Annotated in this window: 22 protein-coding genes; 10 read left to right on the top strand and 12 right to left on the bottom strand. The window is 69.0% G+C overall.

Annotated elements, in window-relative coordinates:
• Positions 1 to 14: 14 nt before the first annotated feature.
• Both ACSQ2H_RS11095 and ACSQ2H_RS11090 read right to left on the bottom strand, forming a co-directional pair.
• Positions 15 to 902, bottom strand: coding sequence for a retroviral-like aspartic protease family protein (locus ACSQ2H_RS11095; RefSeq protein WP_436061449.1), 888 nt, complete (start codon positions 900 to 902; stop codon positions 15 to 17).
• A gap of 133 nt (positions 903 to 1,035) precedes the next feature.
• Complete coding sequence (locus ACSQ2H_RS11090; RefSeq protein WP_436061448.1) at positions 1,036 to 1,794, bottom strand: helix-turn-helix transcriptional regulator; 759 nt, start codon at positions 1,792 to 1,794, stop codon at positions 1,036 to 1,038.
• Positions 1,795 to 1,936: 142 nt separating this feature from the next.
• Between ACSQ2H_RS11090 and ACSQ2H_RS11085 the strand changes: the two genes are divergently transcribed.
• From ACSQ2H_RS11085 to ACSQ2H_RS11070, 4 genes are all read left to right on the top strand, one after another.
• Positions 1,937 to 4,312: a TonB-dependent receptor gene (locus ACSQ2H_RS11085; protein WP_436061447.1), complete on the top strand. Its 2,376-nt coding sequence runs from the start codon at positions 1,937 to 1,939 to the stop codon at positions 4,310 to 4,312.
• A 12-nt stretch (positions 4,313 to 4,324) separates the two neighbouring features.
• A complete protein-coding gene (locus ACSQ2H_RS11080; RefSeq protein ID WP_436061446.1) occupies positions 4,325 to 5,509 on the top strand; it encodes an acyl-CoA dehydrogenase family protein in 1,185 nt (394 codons plus the stop codon).
• A gap of 41 nt (positions 5,510 to 5,550) precedes the next feature.
• Positions 5,551 to 7,110 (top strand): fatty acid--CoA ligase, encoded by a 1,560-nt coding sequence (locus ACSQ2H_RS11075; protein ID WP_436063563.1) that lies wholly within the window; start codon positions 5,551 to 5,553, stop codon positions 7,108 to 7,110.
• Positions 7,111 to 7,206: 96 nt separating this feature from the next.
• Positions 7,207 to 7,839: a helix-turn-helix domain-containing protein gene (locus tag ACSQ2H_RS11070; RefSeq protein ID WP_436061445.1), complete on the top strand. Its 633-nt coding sequence runs from the start codon at positions 7,207 to 7,209 to the stop codon at positions 7,837 to 7,839.
• A 25-nt stretch (positions 7,840 to 7,864) separates the two neighbouring features.
• On the opposite strand, the gene hemN is transcribed toward ACSQ2H_RS11070, so the two are convergent.
• The 9 genes from hemN to ccoN form a co-directional block, all read right to left on the bottom strand.
• On the bottom strand, positions 7,865 to 9,244 hold the full coding sequence (gene hemN, locus ACSQ2H_RS11065) for an oxygen-independent coproporphyrinogen III oxidase (protein ID WP_436061444.1): 1,380 nt from the start codon (positions 9,242 to 9,244) through the stop codon (positions 7,865 to 7,867).
• Positions 9,245 to 9,307: 63 nt separating this feature from the next.
• Complete coding sequence (gene ccoS, locus ACSQ2H_RS11060; RefSeq protein WP_436061443.1) at positions 9,308 to 9,457, bottom strand: cbb3-type cytochrome oxidase assembly protein CcoS; 150 nt, start codon at positions 9,455 to 9,457, stop codon at positions 9,308 to 9,310.
• The gene (locus ACSQ2H_RS11055) at positions 9,457 to 11,628 is read right to left on the bottom strand and encodes a heavy metal translocating P-type ATPase (RefSeq protein WP_436061442.1); all 2,172 of its coding nucleotides are present in this window, start codon (positions 11,626 to 11,628) and stop codon (positions 9,457 to 9,459) included. Before ACSQ2H_RS11055 ends, ccoS begins: the two co-directional genes overlap by 1 nt.
• Positions 11,619 to 12,095 (bottom strand): FixH family protein, encoded by a 477-nt coding sequence (locus tag ACSQ2H_RS11050; protein WP_436061441.1) that lies wholly within the window; start codon positions 12,093 to 12,095, stop codon positions 11,619 to 11,621. Before ACSQ2H_RS11050 ends, ACSQ2H_RS11055 begins: the two co-directional genes overlap by 10 nt.
• Positions 12,092 to 13,597, bottom strand: coding sequence for a cytochrome c oxidase accessory protein CcoG (ccoG, locus tag ACSQ2H_RS11045; protein ID WP_436061440.1), 1,506 nt, complete (start codon positions 13,595 to 13,597; stop codon positions 12,092 to 12,094). Before ccoG ends, ACSQ2H_RS11050 begins: the two co-directional genes overlap by 4 nt.
• 4 nt (positions 13,598 to 13,601) lie before the next feature.
• Positions 13,602 to 14,468, bottom strand: coding sequence for a cytochrome-c oxidase, cbb3-type subunit III (gene ccoP / locus ACSQ2H_RS11040; RefSeq protein ID WP_436061439.1), 867 nt, complete (start codon positions 14,466 to 14,468; stop codon positions 13,602 to 13,604).
• Positions 14,455 to 14,634: a cbb3-type cytochrome c oxidase subunit 3 gene (locus tag ACSQ2H_RS11035; protein ID WP_436061438.1), complete on the bottom strand. Its 180-nt coding sequence runs from the start codon at positions 14,632 to 14,634 to the stop codon at positions 14,455 to 14,457. The genes ccoP and ACSQ2H_RS11035 overlap by 14 nt, the downstream gene beginning before the upstream one ends.
• Positions 14,631 to 15,365 (bottom strand): cytochrome-c oxidase, cbb3-type subunit II, encoded by a 735-nt coding sequence (ccoO, locus tag ACSQ2H_RS11030; protein WP_183769908.1) that lies wholly within the window; start codon positions 15,363 to 15,365, stop codon positions 14,631 to 14,633. Before ccoO ends, ACSQ2H_RS11035 begins: the two co-directional genes overlap by 4 nt.
• Before the next feature lie 13 nt (positions 15,366 to 15,378).
• Positions 15,379 to 17,037: a cytochrome-c oxidase, cbb3-type subunit I gene (ccoN, locus tag ACSQ2H_RS11025; RefSeq protein WP_436061437.1), complete on the bottom strand. Its 1,659-nt coding sequence runs from the start codon at positions 17,035 to 17,037 to the stop codon at positions 15,379 to 15,381.
• Positions 17,038 to 17,167: 130 nt separating this feature from the next.
• On the opposite strand from ccoN, the gene ACSQ2H_RS11020 reads away from it, so the two are divergent.
• Positions 17,168 to 17,413, top strand: coding sequence for a hypothetical protein (locus ACSQ2H_RS11020; RefSeq protein WP_436061436.1), 246 nt, complete (start codon positions 17,168 to 17,170; stop codon positions 17,411 to 17,413).
• A gap of 47 nt (positions 17,414 to 17,460) precedes the next feature.
• Here ACSQ2H_RS11020 and ACSQ2H_RS11015 read toward each other — a convergent pair whose 3' ends face one another.
• Complete coding sequence (locus ACSQ2H_RS11015; RefSeq protein WP_436061435.1) at positions 17,461 to 20,229, bottom strand: TonB-dependent receptor plug domain-containing protein; 2,769 nt, start codon at positions 20,227 to 20,229, stop codon at positions 17,461 to 17,463.
• Positions 20,230 to 20,514: 285 nt separating this feature from the next.
• Between ACSQ2H_RS11015 and ACSQ2H_RS11010 the strand changes: the two genes are divergently transcribed.
• The 5 genes from ACSQ2H_RS11010 (at position 20,515) to ACSQ2H_RS10990 (ending at position 26,621) form a co-directional block, all read left to right on the top strand.
• Positions 20,515 to 21,429, top strand: coding sequence for a LysR family transcriptional regulator (locus ACSQ2H_RS11010; protein WP_436061434.1), 915 nt, complete (start codon positions 20,515 to 20,517; stop codon positions 21,427 to 21,429).
• Between the two features lie 55 nt (positions 21,430 to 21,484).
• Positions 21,485 to 22,567, top strand: coding sequence for an N-acetyltransferase DgcN (dgcN, locus tag ACSQ2H_RS11005; RefSeq protein ID WP_436061433.1), 1,083 nt, complete (start codon positions 21,485 to 21,487; stop codon positions 22,565 to 22,567).
• Positions 22,525 to 23,544, top strand: coding sequence for an N-acetyl-D-Glu racemase DgcA (gene dgcA / locus ACSQ2H_RS11000; RefSeq protein WP_436061432.1), 1,020 nt, complete (start codon positions 22,525 to 22,527; stop codon positions 23,542 to 23,544). Before dgcN ends, dgcA begins: the two co-directional genes overlap by 43 nt.
• A gap of 74 nt (positions 23,545 to 23,618) precedes the next feature.
• The gene (locus tag ACSQ2H_RS10995; RefSeq protein ID WP_436061431.1) at positions 23,619 to 25,223 is read left to right on the top strand and encodes an N-acyl-D-amino-acid deacylase family protein; all 1,605 of its coding nucleotides are present in this window, start codon (positions 23,619 to 23,621) and stop codon (positions 25,221 to 25,223) included.
• A gap of 81 nt (positions 25,224 to 25,304) precedes the next feature.
• Complete coding sequence (locus ACSQ2H_RS10990) at positions 25,305 to 26,621, top strand: dicarboxylate/amino acid:cation symporter (RefSeq protein WP_436061430.1); 1,317 nt, start codon at positions 25,305 to 25,307, stop codon at positions 26,619 to 26,621.
• Positions 26,622 to 26,623 lie beyond the last annotated feature (2 nt).

The raw sequence follows: 26,623 nt of genomic DNA, 5'->3' as shown, positions 1-26,623 counted from the left end.
TGCCGCCCACCCTCTCACCCCGCCGGAGCGATCAGGACGAGTTCCAGGCCCTTGTAGTCGACGATGGTGCGGTAGCGACCCAGCTGGTCCATGCCCAGGATCATCGCCGGTCTGTCGGCTAGGCCGACCACCTCGAACACGGGCAGGTCCGCAATCCGGAACTCCGGGCGCTCGATGAGCGCGCCGGCCACCTCCAACTTTCGTGCGGTGTGGACCGCGTTGGCGCTCGAGTGCCCGCTGACGCCCTTGACGGCGCTGCCTGCACGCAGGCCTTCGCTCTCCCGTGTCAGGCCAAGCAGGCTCGCCGCGCGCCAGTTGACGATCGTCACCCGCGCCCCGGTGTCGACGACCGCGTCGATCGGGTAGCCGTCCAGCCAGACCTTCACCCGCGGCGCCAGGGCGTCGTCCAGCGTGATCGCAGCCCGATGCTTCGTCGCCGAAGCCGGCAAGCTCGGAATCGCGTCGCGCAGCGCCCAGCGCCCCTGCGCCAGATCCACGTCGAGCACCCCCTCCGCCAGGACGTCGGCGCCGAGGATCCCATGCACCTGCAGCGCATCGACCGGCCCCGGCGGCATGTCGAATGCGGTCAGCCCCGTGAACCGCCGCCCCTGCGTCTCCAGCGTCCGAATGAGGACGGTGGCGACCTCCGCGCTGCCGGCGGCGCCATTGACCTCCAGTCCGCCCTTCTTCTCGAGCTTCACCGGCAAGGCGGCATGCAGGCTGGGCAGCACGACGGTGTTGCTCGCAGCAGTGTCGATCACGAACCGATAGGGGCCGTGACCTTCGATCGTGACCTCGGTGACCGGCAGGCCGCTGTCGTGCGCCATCAACGGCGTAGAGGGCCGCTCGACGGCCGCCGCGCCCGTCAGCGCCAGCGCCAGAGCGAAAATCGCCTGCATCATCTTAGGTCTCCTGCCTCGGGTCGGTGAGCACCCTAACGCCCAGAGCCGGACAGGCGACGCGTCGTCGCCGAAAACTGATTTCACCGCGGCAACTACGACCAGGCCGGACCTGGGCGCGACGAAGGCCGACCTTTCAAGCGCGACCTGCCGGTCTCCGCTCGCCGACATAGCCGAGCACCGAGGCGCGGTGCACGGCCTGCGGCCGACCCACGACGCCCATCTTGTCGGCGGCGTTGCGCATGTGGAAGCGGACCGTCGGCATCGAGATCTTCACGATCTCGGCGATTTCACCGTCCGTCTTGCCCTTGGCGGCCCACTTCAGACACTGGATCTCGCGCCGGGTCAGGTGAACCAGCCCGTCCGACGACAGGCCCCTATCGTTGTAAGCGGCCATGAAGCGGAGCGAGAGGATCGACAGCTCGGCGGCGCGCTGCTCGAACACCGGCCGCACATCGAAGACCTCTGGAGACGCCCAGACGATCGCCCCGATAATGCCGCCCGGCAGATGGACGGGCGCGATGATCGCCGTCCCAATCTCGACCGTGTCGGCGCTCTGCACCACATCGATCGACTCAAGCCGCCGCGAGGGCCGCCAGGCGCCGAAGCGGCCATCCTGAAAGTAGAACGGCTCGGCCGTATAGCGGCAGGCGAACACGAAGGCCGAACGCAGGGCGAAGCCTCGATCCTTCCAGTACTGCAACCCGGGGTCGAGCCACTGAAACAGGGTTTCGGCGAATGGCCGGCCATGCCGATCGCGCATCGGCTCGGGATCGCCGATGTCGGCGCTGACCGCGACATAGGGCAAGTCGATCTCGCGGCCACGGTCGCGAACCTGGCCGGCCAAGGCCTCGATCAGCTCGTACTCCTCGTGAGACTCAGCGCTCAACGCCACGACGGCCTGCCTCCCCTGCGGCGCCTATCACATCCGTTAGCTTGTCCCTCAAAGCCTGCTTCTGCAAGCATTCCCGCCTCGCCGCGACAAGACGGCGACGTGCAAGAACGGTTAGCCGGCGCGGCCGGCGACGGGAGGGATGATGAAACAAGCACTGACGACCGCCTCGTGGGCGGTGATCGCGCTCGCCTGCGCGGCAGGTCCGGCCATCGCGCAAGAATCGGGGACCGTCGCCGAACTCGTGGTTACGGCCCAGAAGCGCGAGCAGAACCTGCAGGACGTGCCGATCGTCGTCACCACCCTTCCGCAGCGGCAACTTCAGGATGCGGGCGTTCGGGACATTAAGGACCTCCAGGTCCTGGCCCCCGGCCTCAGCGTGACCTCGTCGACCAGCGAGGCCCAGACCTCGGCCCGGATCCGCGGCGTCGGCACCATCGGCGACAACCCCGGCCTGGAATCCTCGGTCGGCACGGTGATCGACGGCGTCTATCGCGCCCGAAGCGGCGTGGCCTTCGGCGATCTCGGCGAACTGGAGCGCGTCGAGATCCTCAAGGGGCCGCAAGGCACGCTGTTCGGCAAGAATACTTCAGCGGGCGTCATCAACGTGCTGACCAAGGCGCCCTCGTTCGACTTCGAGGCCGCGGGCGAGTTGACCGTCGGCAACTACGGCGCGCTCGGCGTGGCCGGCAGCGTCACCGGCCCGATCGTCGCCGACAAGCTGGCCGGCCGCCTGTACGCGGCCAAGCGCGAGCGCGACGGTTTCGCCGATGTCCACGTCGGAGCCGGACCGCGCACCCGCACCGACGACACCGACCAGAACTACTACACGGTCCGCGGCCAGCTGCTGTTCACCCCGACCGAGAGCCTCAGCGTCAAGCTGCTGGCCGACTATTCGAACCGCGACGAGCATTGCTGCGTGAACTTCGTCACCGTCGCGGGGCCGACAGCGGCGCTGGTCGACGCGCTGGCTGGCGACGAAGGCGTCCAACGCCCGCCGAACCCCGGCGCGCGGATCGCCAACGCCAACCGCGACATGGGCTCGAAGATCACCGATCAGGGCGTCTCGGCCCAGGTCGACTGGGACATCAACGACGACATGGTGCTGACGTCGATCACCGCCTACCGCGATTGGCGGGCGGAGAACGGCTCGGACATCGACTTCTCGTCCGCCGACATCTGGTATCGCGCCGCCGATGGCTCGAGCTTCAATCAGATCAAGGCGTTCTCCCAGGAAGTTCGCCTGGCCGGCGCCACCGAGACGGTGAACTGGCTGATCGGCGCCTTCTATTCGGACGAGGATCTGAAAGCCGCTGCGGCGACCACGTTCGGCAGCGCCTACGAGCCCTACTTCGGCCTGCTGCTGTCGGCGGCGACCGGCAGCCCCAACCCGGCCTTCGTCTCGGTTCTGACCGGCCTGCCGTTCGGGACCAACTTCCCAGCCGGCACGGGGCCGCGCGACAGCTACGACCACAGTTCCAAGGGCTGGGCGCTGTTCACCAACAACAACTGGAAGGTCACCGACGCGCTCGAGCTGACCCTCGGCCTGCGCTACTCCGACGACGAGAAGTCGGTGCGCAGCCACTACACCAACTCCGCGCCGGCCAACGCCTGCGCCGCGGCGCTGGTTCGCCCGATCCCGGCCGCTGCGCGCGGAGCGATCTGCGCGCCGCACTCCGACCCCGCCTTCAACAACGTGGTCACCAACCAGGACCAGAGCGAGGGCCGCTGGAGCGGCACCCTGAAGGCCAGCTATCGCTTCAACGAGGGCGTGATGGCCTACGTCTCCTACGCCGAAGGCTTCAAGAGCGGCGGCTTCAACCTCGACCGCGCGCGTCTGGCCGCCGGGGTGATCAATCCCGACACCAGCTTCCCGGCCGAAACCGTGGTCAGCTACGAGTTCGGCGTGAAGACCAACACCGCCGACTACGGCCTAGTCGCCAACGCGGCCCTGTTCCACCAGACCTACCAGGACTTCCAGCTCAACACCTACACCGGCATCAGCTGGCTGGTCGCCTCGATCCCGGAAGTAATCTCGCGCGGCGTCGACGTCGACCTGATGTGGCGCCCGCCGGTCGAGGGGCTCAGCTTCACCGGCGGCGCCACCTACGCCGAGACCCAGTTCGGCGACTTCGTGCCGCCGGCCGGGATCTCGCCCCGCCTGCCCAACACCCGCCTGTCCTACGCCCCGCTGTGGTCGGCGGCCGGCACGGTCAGCTACGAGCGCCCGGTCAGCGAGACCCTCGAGTTCCGCGCCAGCCTCTCGGCCAAGTACACCTCGGAGTACAACACCGGCTCGAACCTCGACCCGCTGAAGTCCCAGCCGCCGCTGACCCTGGTCAATGCGCGCCTCGTGCTCGCCAGCCAGGACGAGCGCTGGTCGGCCGAGCTCTGGGCCCAGAACCTGACCGACGAAGATTACAACCAGGTCGTCGTCGACCAGCCGCTGCAGACCGGCACCTTCGCGACTTTCCTTGCGCCGCCGAGGACTTACGGCGTTACCTTGCGCGGACGTTTCTAGGACGCCCGCCAAGTGAACCTGGATCTGACCGCCGAAGAACTGGCCTTCCGTGACGAGGTGCGCGCTTTCCTTGAGGAAGCGCTGCCCCCCGACCTGCGCGAGGCCGGACGCCGCGCCACCAGCGTCTTCATCGACAAGCGCTACAGCCTGCCCTGGCAGAAGATCCTGCACGCCAAGGGCTGGGCCGCGCCAAGCTGGCCCAAGGCCTATGGCGGTCCTGGCTGGAACGAGATGCAGCGGCACATCTTCGCCGCCGAGTGCGCGCGGGCCGGCGCGCCGAGCCTCGCCCCCATGGGCCTGCGCATGGTCGGGCCGGTGATCATGGGCTACGGCAGCGAGGCGCAGAAGGCCCACTACCTGCCGCGCATCCTGTCGGGCGAGGACTACTGGTGCCAGGGCTACTCCGAGCCCGGCGCCGGCTCGGACCTGGCCGCCTTGAAGCTGCGCGCAGAGCGCGACGGCGACGACTATGTGCTGAACGGGTCCAAGCTGTGGACCACGCATGCGCACTGGGCCAACCGCATGTTCTGCCTGGTCCGCACGCTGGCCGAGGGCAAGCCCCAGGCCGGCATCACCTTCCTGCTGCTGGACATGCAGACCCCGGGCGTCAAGGTCCGGCCGATCATCACCCTGGCCGGCGAGCACGAGGTCAACGAGGTGTTCTTCGAGAACGTCCGGGTTCCGGTCTCCGGGCGCATCGGCGAGGAGAACCAGGGCTGGACGGTCGCCAAGTACCTGCTCGAGTTCGAACGCGGCGGCGGCTCGGCCCCGGGCCTGAAGGTCATGCTGGAGCGGCTGCGCAGGACCGCCCGCGAGGCCGGCCTGCTGGACGAGGCCAGCTTCCGCCGCCGGCTGATGGAGGCCGAGATCGCCGTCCAGGCCATCGAGGTCTCCGAGCAGCGCATCCTGGCCGAGCTGTCGTCAGGCAAGAACCCAGGCCCGGCCTCCTCGATGCTGAAGACCCAGGGCGGCGAGGCCATGCAGCGCATCGACGAACTGCTGCTGGAGGTCGCCGGCGTCTATGCCGCGGCCGACCAGCCGGCCGCCCGCGAGGCCGGCTCGAACATTCCGCCGATCGGGCCGGACGCAGTGCTGACCGCCATGCCCAGATACCTGAACAATCGCGCCGCCTCGATCTATGGCGGCTCCAACGAGATCCAGCGGGACATCATCGCCCGCCTGGTGCTCGGACTTTAAGGAGGCCGCCCGTGGCCCAAACGTCCGTCGACTTCAACGCCATTCCGACCCTGGCCGACGCGCCGCGCTTCCACGCCCGCGAGCGGCCGGACGCCGTCGCCCTGACCTTCGAGGGGCGGGAGACGACCTACGCCCAGTTCGACGCCGCCAGCAATCAGGCGGCCCAGGCGCTGCTTGCCGAAGGCCTGACCAAGGGCGACCGCATCGCCTATCTCGGCAAGAACAGCGACCACTACTTCGAGCTGCTGTTCGGGGCCGCCAAGATCGGGGTGATCATGGCCCCGATCGGCTGGCGGCTGGCCCCGCCCGAGGTCGCCTACATCGCCGGCGACGCCCAGGCCAGGATGCTGTTCGTCGGCCCCGAGGTGCTCGAGCCCGCGCGCAAGGTCGCCGCCGAGCTGCCCGAACTGAAGGTCGTGGCCATGGAGTCCGGGGCCGGCGATTGGCCGACCTACGAGGCCTGGCGCGACGCCCAGCCCGCCCGCGACCCCGCCATTGAGATCGACGAGCGCGACGTCGCCGTGCAGCTCTACACATCGGGAACCACGGGCCGCCCGAAAGGCGCGATGCTCAGCCACCTCAACATCCTGGGCGGCCGTCGCCGGGCGCAGGAAACGCCCATGTCCTGGAACCAGTGGGCGCCGGAAGACATCAGCCTGGTCGCCATGCCGGTCGGCCATATCGGCGGCACCGGCTGGGGCATCGTCGGCCTGGTCAACGGCGCCAAGGGCGTCGTCGCGCGCGAATTCGATCCGTTCAAGGTGCTCGACTACATCGAGCACGACCGCGTCTCGAAGATGTTCATGGTCCCCGCCGCGCTGCAGATCGTGGTGCGCCAGCCGCGGGCCCGCGAGGTCGACTATTCGCGCCTGAAGTACATCCTCTACGGCGCCAGCCCGATCCCGCTGGACCTGCTGCGCGAGTGCATGGAGGTGTTCGGCTGCGGCTTCGTCCAGCAGTACGGCATGACCGAGACCTGCGGCACCATCGTCTACCTGCCGCCGGAAGACCATGACCCGGCGGGCAACGCACGGATGCGCGCCGCGGGCCTGCCGATGCCCGGGGTCGAGATCAAGGTGGTCGACGAGGCCGGCGCCAGCCTGCCGCCGAACACCGTCGGCGAGGTCGCCATCCGCTCGGTCTCCAACATGGCCGGCTACTGGCGGCTGCCCGAGGCGACGGCCGCGACCGTGGCCGCCGACGGCTGGCTGCGCACCGGCGACGCCGGCTACCTCGACGAGGACGGCTATCTCTTCATCCACGACCGGGTGAAGGACATGATCATCTCGGGCGCCGAGAACATCTATCCGGCCGAGGTCGAAAGCGCGGTCTATGGCCACCCGGACGTCGCGGAGGTCGCCGTGATCGGCGTGCCCGACGACAAATGGGGCGAGTCGGTGAAGGCCATCGTCGCGCCCAAGCCCGGGACCAGCCCAGATCCGGAGGACATCATCGCCTTCGCCCGCACCCGCATCGCCGGCTTCAAGGCCCCCAAGAGCGTGGACTTCATCGAGGCCCTTCCCCGCAACGCCTCGGGCAAGATCCTGCGCCGCGAACTGCGCGAGCCCTACTGGGCCGGGCGCACCCGCCGCGTGAACTGACCTCCGTAGGAGTACGTAAGGGCCCGCCCGTAAGGGACGATCCGAAATTTTCCGCCTGCCCGCCCCGTCCTAGTCAAAGGTCATCGGGAGTTGGGTATGACTTGCAGCGAAACGATCCTCCGTGACGACCACGACCTGATCAGCCGGATCGGCGTGCCGATGTCCTTCGCCAAGGACGAAGAGATCTATGGCCAGGGCGAGCGCGCCGATCTGGTCTATCGCATGATCAGCGGCACGGTGCGCACCTCGCGCTTCATGGCCGACGGCCGCCGTCCGATCGGGGACTTCTACTATCCCGGCGACGTGTTCGGCCTGGAGACGACCGGCAGCCACAGCATGGGGGCCGAGGCGCTCAGCGACTGCGTGATCCTCGCCGCCAGCCGTCAGGCCATGCTGGCCGCCGGCGGGGCGGACGAACTCAAGGACCTGATGTGGGACGCCACCGTGCGCGATCTCGAAAGCGCCCGCGAGCACCTCACCCTGCTGGTCCGCAAGAGCGCCAGCGAGCGCGTGGCGAGCTTCCTGCTCGGCCTGTCCCAACGTCGGGACGAACCGGCGATCGAGCTGGCCATGGGCCGTCAGGACATGGCCGACTATCTCGGCCTCACCATCGAGACGGTGTCCCGGATGATCACCCAGCTGCAGTCCTCCGGCGTGGTCGAGTTCGAGAGCTGCCGCCGCTTCCGGGTCCGCGACCGCGAGGCCCTGGAAGACCTCGCCGCCGCCTGATCCTAACTCTTCCCCCGATCCTTCCTCACAACGCCTTGGCGTGCCGGCCCTGCTGGGCGTCGAAGTAGGCGTCGACCGCCGCGCAGATCGAGCGGATCACCAGCCGGCCGTGTCCGATCACCTCGACGCGGCCGGCTTCGGCCTGCAGCAGGCCTTCGCGCCGGAACGGCTCCAGCCGCGCCAGGATCAGCGCCAGATCGGCCAGCGACCGTCCATGGCGGGCGCACACCGCGTGCAGGTCCACTGCGAAGTCGCACATCAGCCGCTCGATGATCTCGCCGCGGAACCGGTCCTCGTCGGTGATCGCCACGCCGCGCGCGACCGGCAGCTCGCCGCGCTCCAGCGCCGCGCGCCAATCGAGTTCTCTCGTCACGTTCTGCACGAAGCCTTGCGGGAAGGCGCCGATCGCCGACGCGCCCATGCCGATCAGCGTCTTGGCGGCGTCGGTCGTGTAGCCCTGGAAGTTGCGGCGCAGCCGGCCCTCGTCCAGGGCGATCGCCAGTTCGTCGCTCGGCAGTGCGAAGTGATCCAGGCCGATGCGGACATAGCCCTCGGCGATCAGGCGCTCGGCCGCGGTCTCGCTCTGGTCGAGGCGCTCGGCCGGCCCCGGCAGCGCATCTTCAGCGATCAGCTGCTGGTGCGACTTCATCCACGGCACGTGGGCGTAGCCGAACAGGGCCAGCCGTTCGGGCCGCAGCCCCAGCACCGCGTCGATGGTCGCCAGGGTGTTGGCGGTGGTCTGGTGCGGCAGGCCGTACATCAGGTCGAAATTAATCGAGGTCACGCCGGCCTCGCGCAGCCATCCGACGCAGCGGGCCGCCTCCTCGATGGTCCCCTTGCGGTCGACGGCCGCCTGCACCTGCGGGTCGAGGTTCTGCACGCCCAGACTGGCGCGCCGCAAGCCATGACCCGCGCAGGCCATGACCCAGTCGCGGGTCAGGGCGGGCGGGTCGATTTCGGTCGCCACCTCGATGTCGGGTGAAAGGTCGAAGACCTCGCCAAGCGCGGCGAACAGCACGTCGAGCTCTTCGACCGCCAGCATGTTGGGCGTGCCGCCGCCGAAGTGCAGGGCGTTGGCCGGCAGTTTTGACGGCAGCGCCTGGCCCAGCAGCCGGATCTCGTCGAGCAGCTTGCCGACATAGGCCGCGATCGGCTCGTGCCGGTTCACCGCCCGGGTGTTGCAGCCGCAGTACCAGCACAGGCGCGCGCAGAACGGGATGTGCATGTAGAGCGACACCGGGTCGCTCGCGGGCAGGCCGGCGAGCCAGCCGCGGTAGGCCGCCTCCCCGACGTCCGGCGTGAACTGCACGGCGGTCGGATAGCTGGTGTAGCGCGGCGCGCGGCCGTCGAAGCGGGCGACGAGATCGACCAGGGCCTGGGGGTCTCTGAGCGCGGTGAGGGTCACGGGCAGCTCCTGTGGTGTCCCGGGACTTCTCGCCCGATCCGCCGACAGCCGCCGTGATATCCGTCAATCGGGCTGATCGTGTTCCACCAGGATCCGCGACGCGTCGCCGACCGGGTCCTCGTACTGGCCGCTGCGCAGCGTCCACCAGAAAGCGCCAAGGCCCACCAGCGCCAAGGCCACCGAGGCCGGGGCCAGGAACATCAGGATGTCCATCAGCGTCTCCCCGCCCCGGTGCGCAGGGCGTTCAGGGTCACGACCAGCGACGAACCGGACATCGCCAGCGCGGCGACGAACGGATTGACTAAGCCGAGCATCGCGGCCGGGGCCGCCACGAGGTTGTAGAGCGCCGCGAACGAGAAGTTCTCCAGCGCCCGCCGACGCGCCGAGCGCGAGACGTCGATCGCCTCGACGACCGCCTCCAGCCGCTCGCCGGAGAACACCAGGTCGGCGGCGTTCTGACTGGCGTCAAGCGCCGTGCCCGGGGCCATGCCCGCGTGCGCGCCGGCCAGGGCGGCGGCGTCATTCAGCCCGTCGCCGACCATCAGCACTTTGCGGCCGTCGGCTGTGCGCTCGGCGACCAGCGCGGCCTTATCGGCCGGCGTCAGCGCCGCGCGCCAGGTCTCGATCCCCGCCTGCTCGGCCGCGCGCGCCACGGCGGCGAAGGTGTCGCCCGACAGGATTTCGACGCTCAGCCCCCGCGCCTTCAGCGCCGCGATCGTCGCTGCCGCGTCGGCGCGCAGCTGGTCGGCGAACACGAAGCGGACCTTGGTCCCGCCTTCGATCCCGAACCACAGCTCGGTCTCGCTGGCCGGCGCGCCGGCGACGCCGACGAAGGCTGCGCGGCCGAGCCTGGCGCGGCGGCCCCCGATCAGGCCCTCGACCCCCTGCCCCGGCGTTTCGACGACATTGTCGGCCAGCAGGGTCGGTCCTGCGTGGGCGGCCAGCGCCCGCGACAGCGGGTGAGCCGAGGCCTTGGCCAGCGGCGCGGCCATGGCGATGGCGCCTGGCACGGGATCGATGAGCTGCGGCCTGCCCTCGGTCAGGACCCCGGTCTTGTCGAGCACGACATGATCGACCTCGGCCAGCCGCTCCAGGGCCGCGCCCGACTTGACCAGGATGCCGCGCCGGAACAGGCGAGCCGAGGCGGTGACCTGCACCGCCGGCACCGCCAGGCCCAGGGCGCAGGGACAGGTGATGATCAGCACCGCCACGGCGCGCAGCAGCGCCTCACGCGGCCCGAGGCCCAAGGCCCAGACGCCGACGAAGGTCAGCGCCGCCGCCGAATGGATCACCGGGACATAGAGCGCCGCGGCCTTGTCGGCCAATTGCACGTACTTCGAGCGCGACTGCGCCCCGGCCTCGACCAGCCGGGCGATCGCCGCGACCGCCGAGTCTTCCGAGCGGGCGACGGCGCGCAGCCGCAGCACCCCGCCGAGATTCAGCGCCCCGGCCTGGCAGGCCTCGCCCGCCGCGACGCGGACCGGCAGCGTCTCGCCGGTCAGCATCGACTTGTCGAGCTCGGACACCCCGGCGGCGATCACCGCATCGACCGGGATCCGTTCGCCCGGGCGGACGATCAGTTCGTCGCCCGGCGCGACCTCGCTGAGCGGGATGCGACGCTCGGTTCCGCCCTCCCCGACCAGCGTCGCGGACGGCGCCTGCATGGCCAGCAGGTCGGCGGCGGCGCTGCGTGCGCTGGCCCGCAGCCGGTGATCGAGCCAGCGGCCGATCAGCAACAGGAACAGCAGCGTCACCGCTGCGTCGAAATAGGCGTCGCGGCCGCGCAGCACGGTCTCGATGAACGAGATCACCAGGGTCAGGATCACCCCGATCGAGATCGGCACGTCCATGTTGGCGCGGCCCGAGCGCAGCGAGCGCCAGGCCGACTCGAAGAACGGCATCCCGGCATAGACCGCGCAGGGCGCGCCGATCACGCCGCTCATCCACATCATCAGGGTGCGGGTGGCCGGGCCGAGCTCCTGGCCGAACAGGCCCGCCCAGATCGGCACCGAGAACATCATCGCGTTGCCGGCCCCGAAGGCGGCGACGCCGAGCGCCAGGGTCAGTTTGCGGCCCTCGGCGTCGCGGGCAGCGGCGGCCTTGCCCGGGTCATAGAGCGTCGCCGGATAGCCGAGCTCGCCCAGACGCTCGAGCACCAGGCTGGGATCACCCGCGCCCGACGCAAACCCGACCGTGAGCTTGCCGGTGGTCAGGTTCAGTCGCGCCGACTCCACCGCCGACAGTGTGCGGACCTCGCCCTCGATCTTGGCCATGCAGGCCGCGCAGCGCGCGCCCTTGACCAGCAGCTCCAGCGAGCGGCCGCCATCGTCGGAGGGGCGGAGGAAGGCGGAGTAGTCGTGGCGAACGGCGGCGGTCATGGCCATGTCAGTCGGCGCTCCGCTTGGAAGACCTGGCCCTGCGTCTGGACGTGGACGTCCCAGGCTCCCGCCGCGGGCTTGGCGGGCGCGCGATAACGACCGGGCGCGGCTTCCTTGAACGTCAGCGGCAGTTCGCCCGTCTCGGTGGCCGGCCGCCGCAGCAGGCCGGTCAGCTGCAGGCCGGAAACCGGCTGGCCCTGGGCGTCGGCGACCTCGACCACGACGCCGTCGGCGTCCGGCGCCGCCGTCGCGGTCCACCCGACGGCCGCCTGGGCGCGGCGCTGGGCGACCGCGCGATTGTAGGCCAGGCCGTCCTCGTACGGCGTCACCGACACCTGGCCCGGGTGCGAGCGATAGGCCAGCACCAGGAACAGGCTGTCGACCGCGATCACCACCCCGAAGAAGGCGACCACTGAAAACAACACGTGCCAACCGGTGACACGAAACGGCTTCTTCACGGCGCGGGCGGTCATGGCGCGTTCGCAGCTCCTGACAGGAAGGTGGTCTCGGTCCGCTCCTGCGCCGCCGGGGCGGCGACGACGAAGGCGGCCGACATGTTGGCGGCGGTGACGGCGTCCGGCGGCAGGGTCACGAACACGCGCACGGCGCGCACCTCGTTGGCCGGGACCTCGATCTTCAGCACGTCCTGGCTGGCGCGGTCGCCCGGCGTCTTCAGGATCGCGCCCTTCGGCCCGTCGAAGGCGACCGTGTAGGTCTGGGCCTGGAAGGTCCGGTTGGCGATCTTGATCGTGTAGCCGTTGCGCACCGCCCCGTCGTGCAACCGCACGAAAACCGGGTTGCGGTCGTGCAGGACGTGGACGTCCAGGGTCGGCCGGGTCAGCAACCCCCAGGTCATGAGCCCGCCGACGATCGCCAGCGCCACGGCGTAGAACACCGTGCGCGAGCGGATCAGCCGATAGACCGCCGGCTTGCCGGCTGCGCGCGCCTCGACCGCTGCGTCGGTGTCATAGGCGATCAGCCCGGTGGGCCGCTCGACCTTGATCATGATCTCGTCGCAGGCGTCGATGCAGAGGCCGCAGTTGATGCATTCCAGCTGCGCGCCGTCGCGAATGTCGATGCCCATCGGACAGGCAGTGACGCACTGGTGGCAGTCGACGCAGTCGCCGCGGCCTTCCCAGCCGGCGCTCTTCTTGTGCGCGCCGCGCGGCTCGCCGCGGTCGTAGCGATAGGTCACCTGCAGCGAATTGGTGTCGAGCATCGCGCCCTGGATGCGCGGCCAGGGGCACATGTAGATGCAGACCTGCTCGCGCATGGTCCCGGCGAAGACATAGGTCGTAAAGGTCAGCAGGACGCAGAACACGTAGCCGGTGACCGGGCCCTGAAGGGTCCAGAAGTCGCGCAGCAGGCTGGGCGCATCGTGGAAATAGAAGATCCACGCCCCGCCGGTGGCGAAGGCGATGCCCAGCCAGGTCGCGTGCTTGCCGATCTTGCGCCAGGCCTTGTCGAGCGACCAGGGCGCGGCGTCCAGGCGCATGCGCGCGTTGCGGTCGCCCTCGAACAGCCGCTCGACATAGATGAACAGGTCGGTCCAGACCGTCTGCGGGCAGGCGTAGCCGCACCACAGCCGGCCGAACAGCGCCGTCACCAGGAACAGCGCCAGCGCCGACAGCACCAGCAGCCCGGTGATGAAGTGCACCTCCTGCGGCCAGAGCTGGATGTCGAAGAAGTAGAACCGGCGTCCGGCGAAATCGACCAGCACCGCCTGGTCGGGCAGCACGCCCGGCCGGTCCCAACGGATCCACGGGGTGATGTAGTAGATCGCCAGGGTGACGATCATCACCGCCCACTTGATCGCCCGCCAGCGGCCATGGACCAGCTTGGGATAGATCGGGGCGCGCGGCTTGTAGAGACCGCCGCCCGGATCCGCGCTCTTGCGGGCCCGGGCGGCGGCCGAGACGGGACCCGCTTCATGCTTGGGGGCGGAAGCTCGGGTCCTGTCTATGACGACGGTCATGGCCCTACTGGCCTCCGGCGTTGGCGTGGATGTAGACGGCGAGCGCCTTCAGGGTTTCCGGATCGAACCGGGCCTTCCAGCTGGGCATGACGCCGTTGCGGCCGTTCCAGATCTGGGCGTGGATGTCCGCGCGGGCGGAGCCGTACAGCCACTCCTGGTCGGTCAGGTTCGGCGCGCCCTGCTTCTGGTCGCCGGTCCCGGTCGGGCCGTGACAGGCCACGCACTGCGTCTGATAGACCGGCGCCGCGCGGCGCACGGCGGCGGCGTTGGCCGGCCGGCCAGAGAGCGCGACCACGTACTCGGTCAGGTCCGAAACCTCGGCGGCGGTCAGCATCTGGTCGCGGCCGAAGGCCGGCATCTGCGAGAAGCGCGTCTGCGGATGGTCCGAGCGGATGCCCACCTCGATGGTGTGGTGGATGTCCTCCAGCGAGCCGCCCCACAGCCAGACGTCGTCGCGCAGGTTGGCGTAGCCCTTGGCCCCGACCCCGCCGGTGCCGTGGCAGGTGGCGCAGTTGTCGCCGAACACCGACTGGCCGACCGCCTGGGCGTAGGCCTGCAGTTCAGGGTCGCGCTCGATCTCCTCCAGACTGGCGGTCTTCAGGCGCGCGGCCTGCGCCCCGCGCAGGGTCTGCAGGTCGCTAAGGGCGACGGCGACGTCGGCGCGATCGGACTGCCCGAGCACGCCCTGGGTGTAGCCGCGCACGCCCGGCCAGGCCGGCATCAGGATCCAGTAGACGGCGGCCACGACGATGCCGGCCCAGAACATGTAGAGCCACCAGCGCGGCAGCGGGTTGTCCAGCTCGCGGATCCCGTCCCACTCGTGTCCCGTGGTTTCGACGCCCGTGACCTCGTCGGCTTCACGCTTGGACATCGGGGGCCTCATCATCTTGCAGGGGAAGGCTGGCGAGGCGCTTGAACGCCTCGCGGTTTCGCGGCCAGAGCGCGTAGACGACGCCACAGAGGAAGATCAGACCGAAGTAGATCAGGCCGCCCTGCTGGGCGAAGCGCGCCACGGTCTCGTAGGAGAGATCGCTCATCGACGGTTCTCCGGGGCCTTGGCCTCGTAGGTGCTGAAGTCGACGAGCGTGCCGAGCATCTGCAGGTAGGCGATCAGCGCGTCCATTTCGGACAGCCGGTCGGGCTCGCCGTCGAAGTCGCGCTGGATGACCTTGCCGCCATAGCGGGCCTGGAACTTGCTGGCCGCCGCGAAAGGATCCGCCTGGGTCTCCAGGTCGTCCTTGGCGTTGTCGATCATGTCCTGGGTGTAGGGCACGCCGACCTTGGTCATCGCGCGGATCTTGTCCTGGATGTCGCGGTAATCGAGCGCCTTCTCGGCCAGGAAGGCGTAGGGCGGCATGACCGACTCCGGGACGACCGAGCGCGGGTCGACCAGGTGGTCCTTGTGCCAGCCGTCCGAGTACTTGCCGCCGACGCGGGCCAGGTCGGGGCCCGTGCGCTTGGACCCCCACTGGAACGGGTGGTCGTACATGCTCTCGGCCGCCAGGCTGTAGTGGCCGTAGCGTTCGACCTCGTCGCGCAGCGGGCGGACCATCTGCGAGTGGCAGGTGTAGCAGCCCTCGCGGATGTAGATGTCGCGTCCGGCCAGTTCGAGCGGGGTGTAGGGCCGCACGCCCTCCACCTCCTCGACGGTGCTCTCGAGCCAGAACAGCGGCGCGATCTCGACGATCCCCCCGATGGACACCACGATCAGGATCGCGATGACCAGCGGCAGGGAGTGCTTCTCAAGCTTGGTGTGGTGCTTCCACATGGTCGGCCTCGCCTTACTGCGCCGCGACGAGCGCGGGGGCGGGACCGCTCAGGCTCTGGGCGCTGGGCGCAGAGCTGGGCATGCGGATCGTACGCCACAGGTTGTAGGACATGATCACCGCGCCGGCGAGGAACATGGCCCCGCCCAGGGTGCGGATGACGTTCTCGATATGCTTGGCGGCGACGGTCTCGACGAAGGAGTTCGCGAGGAAGCCCTGCGGCGTGTACTCGCGCCACATGAGGCCTTCCATGATCCCGGAAACCCACATCGCGCAGATGTAGAGAAGGATCCCCAGGGTCGCGATCCAGAAGTGCCACTCGGCCAGCTTCAGCGAGTAGAGGCCGTCCTTCTTCCACAGCCACGGCACCATGCAGTAGACGGCGCCGAAGGTGATGAAGCCGACCCAGCCGAGCGCGCCGGAGTGCACGTGGCCGATGGTCCAGTCGGTGTAGTGGCTGAGCGCGTTGACCTCGCGGATCGACATCAGCGGGCCCTCGAACGTGGCCATGCCGTAGAAGGCGATCGCGACGGCCATCATGCGGATGACCGGGTCGGTGCGCAGCTTGTCCCAGGCCCCGGAAAGGGTCATCAGGCCGTTGATCATCCCGCCCCAGGACGGCATCCACAGCATGATCGAGAAGGTCATGCCCAGGGTCTGGGCCCACTGCGGCAGCGCCGTGTAGTGCAGGTGGTGCGGGCCGGCCCAGATGTAGATGAAGATCAGCGACCAGAAGTGCACGATCGACAGCCGGTACGAGTAGACCGGCCGCTCCGCGCGCTTGGGCACGAAGTAGTACATCATCGCCAGGAAGCCGGCGGTCAGGAAGAAGCCGACGGCGTTGTGGCCGTACCACCACTGCAGCAGGGCGTCCTGCACCCCGGCGAACAGCGAGTAGCTGCGGCTGTTCAGCGGGCTGACCGGGACCGCCAGGTTGTTGACGATGTGCAGCAGCGCGATGGTGACGATGAAGGCCAGGTAGAACCAGTTGGCCACATAGATGTGCGGCTCCTTGCGCTTCCAGATCGTGCCCAGGAAGACGAAGAGGTAGGCCACCCAGACGAGCGTCAGCCACAGGTCGACCAGCCATTCCGGCTCGGCGTATTCCTTGGACTGGGTGATGCCGGCGACATAGCCGACCGCCGCCAGCACGATGAACAGCTGGTAGCCCCAGAACACGAACCACGGCCAGACGCCGCCGGCCAGGCGGGCGCGGCAGGTGCGCTGAACCACGTAGAAGGACGTGGCGATCAGGGCGTTGCCCCCGAAGGCGAAGATCACGCCGGAGGTGTGCACCGGACGCAGGCGTCCGAAGTTCAGCCAGCCGTGCTCAGGGAAATACAGCAGGTTCGGCCACGACAGCTGGGCGGCGATGAACACGCCGGCGGTCATGCCGACGATCGCCCAGAACATGGTGGCGATGACCCCTGCCCTCACCACGCCGTCGGCGTAGCGGTCCTGCGGTGATTGCAGGCGGCCGGAGTTGATGGCGACCGTCATGATCGACAGCGCGAGCAGGAAGGCGCCCAGGAAGATCCAGCCCTGGAGCCGGAACAGCGGGTCTTCGGTGAAGGCGGTGGCGAGGAGCGCGGCGAACGCGCAGATCCCCGTTGTGATGAACAGAAGGACCGCGTCGCGCGGCGCTCTGCTCTCTGGAGCCGGCAAGGTAGTCATGGTCCCCCAAGCGAGTCATGGTGACAGCACCTGGGAGATGGCCGCCCCCTGCCGTAGGGGCATTGATTTCGGTCAAGGCGCCGCTCGGGCGGCTAGTTCTTATGGCTGTACGCCATCCAGTGAGGACGCCATGACACAGCTGAAGTCGGACCTGATCACCGCCGCTGGAGCGGCCATGCTCGTCGGCGCGGCCGTGAGCACCGAGATGGCCTGGCTCGCGGCGCGGGGCGTCGCCGAACTGGGCGTCATCTGCGGCGCGGCCGGCCAGCCGCACTGCCCCTGGCTGATCGGCGCCGCCGCGCTGCTGGCCTCCGGGACCGCGACCCTGATCGCCGGCCGCCGCCGCATGAAGTCCGCGCCGGCTTCTGCGAAGTGAAGGTCCGCAGCCTGGCCGCTTGAGACCAGGCCGCGAGCTCTACATGGTCAGTAGGTAAAGCGCAGGCCCACCGTGAACCGGCGTCCGACGATGTCGTGCGCCGCGCCGGAGTTCGGGCTACCGAAGATGAAGGTGTTCGGCGACACCGGCGGATCGACGTCGAACAGGTTGCTGATCACCCCGAACGCTTCGAGCGAGCGGGCCCCGTCGTCCTTGATCTTCCAGGCGGCCGACGCGGTGGTTACGAACTGGCTGTCGACATGGGCGTCGTCATAGGTCTGCTCGACGTCATAGACGCCTTCGCCGACATAGCGGCCCTGGATGTAGCCCTTGAACGGACCGTTCTCGTAGGACGCGCTCGCCGTCCACCGCCAGTGCGGCCGGTTGTTGCCGACCTCGCCGGCCGTATCGAGCGAGGTCACCCCGTCGTTGGTGACATATCGGTCGAGGTAGCTGGCCAGGAAACGCAGGGTCAGGTCGCCGTCGACGGCCTCGAAGATGTTCGACAGCGGGGTCGAGTAGCTGACCTCGGTGTCGACGCCGCGCACCTGGATGCTGGACAGGTTGATGAAGGTCCGCATCACCTCGTTCAGCGACCCGTCCGGGTTGCGGGTGATGTAGCGGCACAGATCCGCCGCCCCGGCCGCACAGCGGTTGACGATGCTCTGCCCGGTCAGCGTCGAGATCGCCCCCTGCAGGTCGATGTCGTAGTAGTCGACCGACAGCCGCAGGCGCGGCGCGAAGGCCGGCTCATAGACGACCCCGGCGGTGAAGGTGTCGGCCTCCTCCGGCTGCAGCGCCAGGTTGCCCTGCTGCGGCGAACGCACCGTCGACTGTCGCCCGGTCACCGGATCGGTGATCGACGAGAAGGTCAGCACGTAGGACGAGTACAGCTCCGAGAGGTTCGGGGCCCGGATGTCGCGTGAACGGGTCGCCCGGAACTTGAGCCCGTCGAACGGCTCGTAGGTGAAGCCCGCCTTCCAGGTCCATACCGTGCCGCTGGTCGAGTAGTTGGTCGCCCGCACCGCGCCGTTGAAGTCCAGCGATTGGGCGAAGGCCATGTCCTTGGCCAGCGGGATCACCGTTTCGACAAAGGCTTCCTGGACGTCGTAGGAGCCTTTCATCGCCTTCGGGTTGCCGATCGAGAACAGCCCGGTCTGGGCCATGGCGTCGACGCGCTGGTCGACGGAGTCCTTGCGGTACTCCAGGCCCGTCGCGATCGAGACCGGTCCGGCCCAGGTCGAGAACGGTTCGCCCGACAGGCTGGCGGCGGCGGCCTGCTGCTCGATGTTGGCGACCAGATGCTGGCTGCCGGTGACGTAGTCGATCGCCGCCGCCGAGGGCGAGCCCTCGCCGAACAGGTTGATCGGCACGCAGCCGTTGCCCGGCGCGCTCAGGGTCGAGCGGCAGACGATCTGGTTGGTCGCCGGGTTGATCACCGCGTCCAGGGCGCTGGTGAAGTTGGCGGCGATCCGGTTGTTGAAGATCCGCGCCGCGTAGCGATTCTGGCCGTACTGGTAGTAGGCGTCCCAGTTCCAGCCGTCGCCGAAGTCGCCCTTCAGGCCGACTACGATACGCGAGGTGGCGTTCTTGTTGTCGACGACGTTGAAGGCGATGTCGCGGTTGAAGCGCCCCATCCGGAAGGTCGAAATGCCGTTGGCGTCCATCAGCGCCCCGACATTGGCCGGCAGATAGGCGTTGTCGCGGCGGATGGTCAGCGTGCCCAGGTCGTAGGACGTCGACAGGTTGAAGGTCGTTTCGGCATAGGCGACCGAGGCTTCGACGAACGCCTCGACGTTGTCGGTGACGTCATAGGTCGTGCGGGTGAACAGGTTGGCGCGGGTCAGCGGGGTCATCAGGCTGATGATGTCCCCCGGATAAAGCCCGTCGCCGTCGGTGTGGTACTGGGTGCCGAGATTGTTGCCGTATCGGAACGGCGCGGTGACCCCGCCCGACAGGAATTGCAGCCCCTTCAGCGGGCCGTCGGTGATCAGGCCGCCCAAGGTCGCGACCGAGGCGGTGACATTGGGGACCAGCAGATTCTGCGGCTGGCCGTTGCCGGCGCGGTAGGCCGGATTGGCGATGACCTGCTGGTGCTCGCGGAACCAGTCGCGGTCGGCCCCGACGCCCTTCATGTCGACGAACTCGGAAGCGGCCATGAAGTGGCCGCGGCCGCCGGCGAAGCGGAAGCCGCCGGCCAGGGCGACGTTGAACTCCTCGTTGTCCTTGTACTGGCTGGTGCTGCCCTGGACCTGTCCCTCAAGGCCTTCCAGATCCTCGCGGAAGATCAGGTTCACGACCCCGGCCACGGCGTCCGAGCCCCAGGCCGCCGAAGCGCCGCCGGTGACGACCTCGACCCGGCCCAGCAGCGACGCCGGGATCACGTTGATGTCGACCAGGCCGCTCGCGGTCGTCGGCACGTGCCGACGGCCGTCCACCAGCACCAGGGTGCGGTTGTTGCCCAGGTCGCGCAGGTTCAGGAAGTTCGCGCCGGCGTTCTGCGAGCTGTGCGAGGTCGTGGACGGCGTCGTGCCGCCGCCGAAGGTCGGCAGGGTGTTCAGCATGTCGGCGACGTTGGTGGCGGCGACCGCCTGCAGGTTCTCGGTGCCGACGACCGTGGTCGGTGTCGGGGCGTCGAAGCCCGAGCGGTTCACGCGGCTGGCGGTGACGACGAGCTCGTCGACCAGATCCTGGGCGAGCGCCGGACCCGCCGGCGCCAGGCAGGCCATCACCAGGCTGCTGGCCCCCGCCAGAGCCGTCTTGCGCAGCCGGCCGCAGGCCGCAGCGCGGCCGTAGGAAGTCGTGATATTTCGCATGGTCCCCTCGTCGATGCCCGTCATGCGAACGGCGCTTGCGGCCGCCCGTCGTGTTGTCGACGCGGACCTTTGGTCGGCGACCCCGTGACGCCAATGTCGAAGGCTTCCTCAGCCCATAACCGAAGCTCATGGGTTCGGGGGCGGCGGCGGAATCTTCCGGGTGCGGCAGATGCCCCCTGTGGCGGCGCTGAATGATCGGCTATTCCGCAGTCGCGTGAAATCGACGCGACCCCGCACGCACGGTGTTGCGCATCAGGGTTTCAGTGGCGTTGAGGGGGAATGGTCATGGTCTCAGTTCCGGGTTCTTCGATGAACCTGCGCCACATCGAAGTCTTCCACGCGGTCTACCAGTCGGGCTCCGTCAGCGCCGCCTCCCGCGCCCTCAACGTCTCCCAGCCGTCGGTCAGCAAGGTGCTCAAGCACGCCGAGAGCCGGATCGGATTTCGACTGTTCCGCCTCGTGAAAGGGCGCCTTGTGCCTACCGATGAGGCGCACACCCTGTTCCGCGAGGTCGACGATATCTACGGCCGGATCGAATCCCTCCGGCAGACGACCCGGAACCTGCGGGCCGGCGGCGACGGACACATCCGGCTGGCGGTCCTGCCGTCCCTCGGGCTGGGGGTCGCGCCAGCCGCCGTCGCGCGGTTTCGCCAGCAACGGCCTAATGTTTCCTTCGATATCCATACCCTGCACAACGACGACATCCTGAAGGCGCTGTACGAGCGCAACAGCGATCTGGCGGTGGCCTACGACGCCCCGCGTCACCCTCGCCTGGCCGACGTCCGCATCGGGTCGGGCGAGCTGGTCATGCTGTATCGCAAGGACGAAATGCCCGATGCGCCCGAGCGGCTCAGCCTCGACGCGGCCCGCGATCGCGACCTCATCAGCCTGGCCGGCAGCGGCCCGGTCGGCGCCCTGTTCGCCAGCGAAGTGGTTCAGGACGACCCCGGGCGCAGCGAGCGCATTTTCGTCCAGACCTACTATGTCGCCGCCGCCCTGGTGCGGCACGGCGCGGGGGTCGCCGTGGTCGACGAGTTCACCGCACGCGCCAGCCTCAGTCCCGAGCTCGACTTCCGGCCGCTGACCCCGAAAGTGACCTTCGGAGTGCACTGCATCTACCTGGAAGACCGGCCGCCTTCGCGTCCCGCGCGCGACTTCATCGCGGTCCTGCAGCAGACCCTCGCCGAGCGGCACACATAACCGGCGGCTATATCGCAGCCCCGTCTTTGACCTATCGCCGGAGCCGCCGGACGACATGATCCAGCCCGCCAGGCGCGCCCTGGCTGGTCTGGAGCTGTTGATGATCCCCTCCCCGTTTCTCCTCTATCTTGGCGACTCTCAGGACGAGTTGTCGGTGAAGACGTCGCGCGGCGTCGCCGTCTGGCGCCCGCAGGCCTGCGTCGGGGAATTCCGCGGTCCGAACTGCAACCAGACCCTGGGCCTGCCGCATCTCGACTTCGACGAAGCCAAGGCCAAGGGCGCCGAGACCGTGATCATCGGCGTCGCCAACGCCGGCGGGATCATGGGGCCGAGCATCGTCGCCGACGTCGTCGCCGCGCTGCGCGCCGGCCTCAACGTCGCCTCGGGCCTGCATGATCGGCTGCGCAACCACCCGGAGATCGTCGAGGCCGCCGCGGCCGGCGGACTGGAGCTGTTCGATGTCCGTGAGCCGCCCGCCGACATCCCGGTCGGCAACGGTCGTCCCCGCGCCGGCCTGCGGCTGCTCACCGTCGGCACCGACTGCTCGGTCGGCAAGATGTACACGACCCTGGCGCTCGAAAAGGAAATGCAGGCGCGCGGCCTGAAGGCCGACTTCCGGGCCACGGGTCAAACCGGCATCTTCATCGCCCAGTCCGGCGTGCCGATCGACGCCGTCATCGCCGACTTCATCTCCGGCGCCGCCGAGCAGATCTCGCCGGCTCGTCACGACGGCGGCTGGGATCTGCTGGAGGGCCAAGGCTCGCTCTTCCACCCGTCCTACGCTGGCGTCTCGCTCGGCCTTCTGCACGGCGCCCAGGCCGACGCGTTGGTCATCTGTCACCAGCCCGGCCGCGAAAGCATGCGCGGGCTCCCCGGCCGCGCGCTTCCCGACCTCAAGACCTGCCTGGAAGCCAATCTCGCCGCCGCCCGGCTCACCAGTCCCGACGTCATCGCCGTGGGCGTAGCGCTCAACACCTCGGGCATGAGCTCGGACGCCGCCCAACGCGCCTGCGCCGAGGCTAGCGATCTGCTGGGCCTGCCGGCTCAGGACCCGGTGTCCATGGGCGTCAATCTCATCGTCGACAGGCTGATCGAATGCTTCGAACCTTCCAAGCTCGCCGCGAACACTGGCCGCTAGCCGCGCCGTTCCGGATCTCGCGCGGGGTGAAGACGGCGGCCGACGTGGTCGCCGTCGACGTCGGGCACGACGGCCAGATCGGGCACGGCGAGGCCGTCCCCTACGCGCGCTACGGCGAGACGCTCGACAGCGTGCTCGCCCAGGTCGAAGCCGTGGCCGAAGCGGTTCGCGGCGGGATGACCCGCATTGAGCTGCTGCGCGCCCTGCCCCCCGGCGCGGCCCGCAACGCCATCGACTGCGCGCTCTGGGATCTCGAGGCCAAGCTTTCAGGGCGCACCGTCGCCGAGCTGTTGCAACAGCCCGAGCCGGCGCCAGTGACCATCGCCCTGACCGTCAGCCTGGACGAACCCGAAGCCATGGGCCGCGCCGCTGCTGCGATGAACGGCGCGCCCGTCATCAAGGTGAAGGTGGACGCCGCCCAGCCCGAGGCCTGCCTGCGCGCCGTCCGCGCAGCGGCCCCGGACGCACAGCTGATCGTCGATCCTAACGAGGGGTGGAGCTTCGACTTGCTACGCGACATCCAGCCCCTGCTGCTGGAGCTCAAGGTGGCGCTGGTCGAACAGCCGCTGCCGGCGGACGAGGATCACCAGTTGGCGGGGTTCACCCCCGCCATTCCGATCTGCGCCGATGAATCGTGCCACGTCGCCGCCGATCTGGGCGATCTCGCCGGGCGCTACCAGGTGGTCAACATCAAGCTGGACAAGACCGGCGGCCTGACCGAAGCCCTCGACCTGCTGGCGGCGGCCAGGGCCCGCGGATTCGGCGTGATGATCGGCTGCATGGTCTCCAGCTCGCGCTCCATCGCCCCGGCCCTGCTGCTGGCGGCCGAAGCCGAGTTCGTCGACCTGGATGGGCCGCTGTGGCTCAAGGCCGATCACCCGGGGGGCGTGCGCCTGGAGGCCGGGAAGCTGACGCCGGCCGCGCCGGGCTTCTGGGGGACGCCATGCCCGCAGGCTATGGCGTCGCCAAGCCTCTGACGCTAGGCGCAGCGCGGGCGCGGGACGACAGTTGCTGACGACGCCGTAGGCGTCTGTTTTGGGGGAGATGCTTGATGACGACGTCCAAGAAGATCGCCGTAGCCGGCGCGAGCGTTCTGGCGCTCTCGGCTGGCGCGCTCGGCCTGGCCCACGCCCAGTCGGGTCAGCAGGTCGACGTCCTGATCAAGGGCGGGACCGTCTATGACGGCGGCCAGGGCGGCGGGGTCACGGCCGACGTCGCCATCACCGGCGGCAAGATCGTTTTCGTCGGCGACGCCGCCGAGGCCAAGATCAAGGCCGCGACCGCCATCGACGCCAAGGGCAAGCTCGTCACCCCCGGCTTCATCGATCCCCACACCCACTACTTCGAGGACCTGTCATCGGCCGACGCCGGCATGCGCCGCAACCTGGCCGCCACGATGCAGGGCGTGACGACCGTCTTCGTGGGCAGCGACGGCCGCGCGGCGCCTGAGGTGAAGGACACCTTCGCCAAGCTCGAACAGAACGGCGTCGGATCCAACGTCGCGACCTATGTCGGCTTCGGGACCCTGCGCCAGCGGGTGCTGGGCGATTCCGACCGCGCCCCGAACGCCGCCGAGCTCGACCAGATGAAGGGCATGGTCGCCAAGGCCATGTGCGAGGGCGCGCTCGGCCTCTCGACCGGCCTATTCTACCCCCCGCAGAGCTACGCCAAGACCGAAGAGGTCATCGCGCTCGCCAAGGAAGCGGCCAAGCGCGGCGGGACCTATGACAGCCACATCCGCGACGAGTCCTCGTACACGATCGGGCTGAAGGGCGCGGTGCAAGAGGTCTTCGACATCGGCCGCGGCGCCGGCATCCCGGTCCACATCGGCCACATCAAGGCGCTTGGCGTCGACGTTCAGGGCCAGGCCGGAGAGATCATCAAGATGGTCGAGGCGGCCCAGGCCTCCGGGTTGAAGGTCACCGCCGACCAGTATCCTTGGGCGGCCTCGGGCACCGGGCTTTCGGCCGCCCTGCTGCCGCGCTGGGCGCAGGTCGACGGCGAGGCCGCGATGCTGAAGCGCCTGTCCGACCCGACGCTCGGCCCGAAGATCCGCGCCGAGATGGCCGAGAACATGCGCCGCCGCGGCGGAGCCGACTCGCTGCTGCTCACCCGCACCCGGGTCGGCGAGGCGATGGGCAAGACCCTGGCCGAAATCGCCAAGACCTGGAGCGTCGATCCGATCGAGGCGGCGGTGCGCATCCTCCAGCGCGGCGACGCGGGCGTGGCCTCGTTCAACCAGAGCGAAGCCGACATCAAGGCGTTCATGCAACAGCCGTGGGTGATGACCTCGTCCGACGGTTCCGAGGGGCACCCGCGCAAGTACGCCAGCTTCGCCGAGAAATACGCCAAGTACGTCAAGACCGAGAAGACCGTCAGCATGACCGACTTCGTGTATCGCAGCACCGGTCTGACCGCCGACACCTTCGGACTGACGGGCCGCGGCTATCTGAAGCCCGGCTACCACGCCGACGTCGTGGTGCTGGACCCGGCGACCTACGCCCCCAAGGCCACCTACGTGCAGCCGGAACTGCTGTCGGTCGGCGCCGAGCAGGTGCTGGTGAACGGCAAGTTCGTGGTCCGTGACGGCAAGCCCACCGACGCCCTGCCTGGCGTGGGCGTGCCGCACGCGCCGACCGCCGGTTCCTGCAACTGACCCTGCGGCTGCGCAGCGCACTAGCGCGCCGCGCAGCCAGGCCACTATCGTCGGGCACGCCCCGCACCTTGGGAACTCTTCATGGCGACCGAGCAAGACGCCCGCACCGCGGCTGACGACGGCCCGCCTCCGCGCGGCGCCGGCGCGCTGCTGCGCCGCTACTGGTTCGGCGTGGTCCTGTGGAAACGGATCCTGATCGCGCTGGTGCTGGGCACGATCGTCGGGCTGGCGCTCGGCGAGGCCTCCGTGCAGCTCAAATGGATGGGCGACGTCTTCATCCGCCTGATCCGCATGGTCGTCGCCCCGCTAGTGTTCTTCTCGATCGTCTCGGGCATCGCCAGCATGGGCGATCCCAAGCGCCTGGGCGCCATCGGCTCCAAGACCCTCGCGCTTTACCTGACCCTGACCGTCATCGCCGTCAGCGTCGGCATGACCATGGGCGTGATCTTCCAGCCCGGCGTCGGCATGGACTTCGCCGGCGCGGCCCCCGCCCAGATCGCCAAGGCCCCGCCCAGTCTCGGCGAGCACCTGATCAGCATCATTCCGACCAACCCGATCGCCGCCCTGGCCGAAGGCAACGTCCAGTCGGTGATCTTCTTCGGGATTCTCGTCGGCCTCGGCATCCTGACCATCGCGCCGCGCGCCGAACCGGTCGGCCGCCTCTTCCAGATGGGCGCCGACATCATGCTGCAGATCGTGCGCTTCGTGATGGAGGTGGCGCCCTTCGGCGTCTTCGCCCTTGTCGCCTGGGTGATGGGCACCACCGGCCCCAGCGCCTTCGTCCACGTCCTGAAGCTCGCCGCGGCGCTCGTGCTGGGCTGCGCGTTCCAGACCCTGATCATCCACGGCGGCCTGGTGCGTTTGATCGCTCGGCTGCCGGTGCTGCCGTTCTTCCGCGACATCACCGACGTCGTCGCCATCGCCTTCTCGACCTCGTCGAGCGCCGCCACCCTGCCGGTCGCCATGCGGGTCGCCGAGAAGAACCTCGGCGTCAGCCACGCGGTGACCTCGACCGCCATGCCGCTGGGCGTGACGCTCAGCATGGACGGCACCGCGCTCTATGTCGCCCTGCTGGCCGTGCTGTCGGCCCAGGCGTTCGGCATCGACCTGCACTTCTCGCAGTACGTGATGCTGGCCCTGGCCACGACCGTCGTGGCGCTGGGCACGGCCCCTGTGCCCTCGGCCTCGCTGTTCATGCTGGCCGCCGTGCTGCAGGTCATCGGTCTGGGCGCCGAGCAGACCGCGCTGGTCGTCGGCTTCATCCTGCCGTTCGACCGGCTGCTCGACATGACCCGCACCATCACCAGCGCCACCAGCGACCTGTCGACCGCCGTCACGGTCGCCAAATGGGAAGGCGAGCTCGATCACGAGGTCTACCTGCGCAAGCCCGTCGAGTAGGT

Source organism: Phenylobacterium sp. LjRoot97, from assembly GCF_964254345.1.
Taxonomy (GTDB): Bacteria; Pseudomonadota; Alphaproteobacteria; order Caulobacterales; family Caulobacteraceae; genus Phenylobacterium.
The sequence above is the reverse complement of the archived record's forward strand: the minus strand, read 5'-3'. Positions and strand labels throughout refer to the sequence as shown.